The 255-nt window shown below is 45.1% G+C and carries 1 protein-coding gene; it reads left to right on the forward strand.

From position 1 onward, the window contains the following. On the forward strand, positions 1-255 hold a 255-nt coding region (locus J7R12_RS08820; protein ID WP_234924872.1), incomplete at both ends, for a ShlB/FhaC/HecB family hemolysin secretion/activation protein.

Genomic DNA, 255 nt, shown 5'->3' on the forward strand with positions numbered 1-255 from the left:
ATGCTCCAGGGGCAGGGGATGGCGAGCCACAATTTTCTAAATTTACCGGCACACTTAGTGTCATGACGCCTTTTAAGGTAGGGGGCTTGGATTTTATACTGAGCAATCTTTTGAGTGGTCAATATTCACCGCATAATTTATTGGGTGCGGAACAGATTTCGTTGGGTGGCGCTTCCAATGTTCGTGGAACGCGTGAGAGTTTGCTTTTTGGCAATAATGGTTTTTTTAGCCGTAATGATTTGTCTTTGCGCACCA

Source organism: Bartonella vinsonii subsp. vinsonii, assembly GCF_902825235.1.
Taxonomy (GTDB): domain Bacteria; phylum Pseudomonadota; class Alphaproteobacteria; order Rhizobiales; family Rhizobiaceae; genus Bartonella; species Bartonella vinsonii.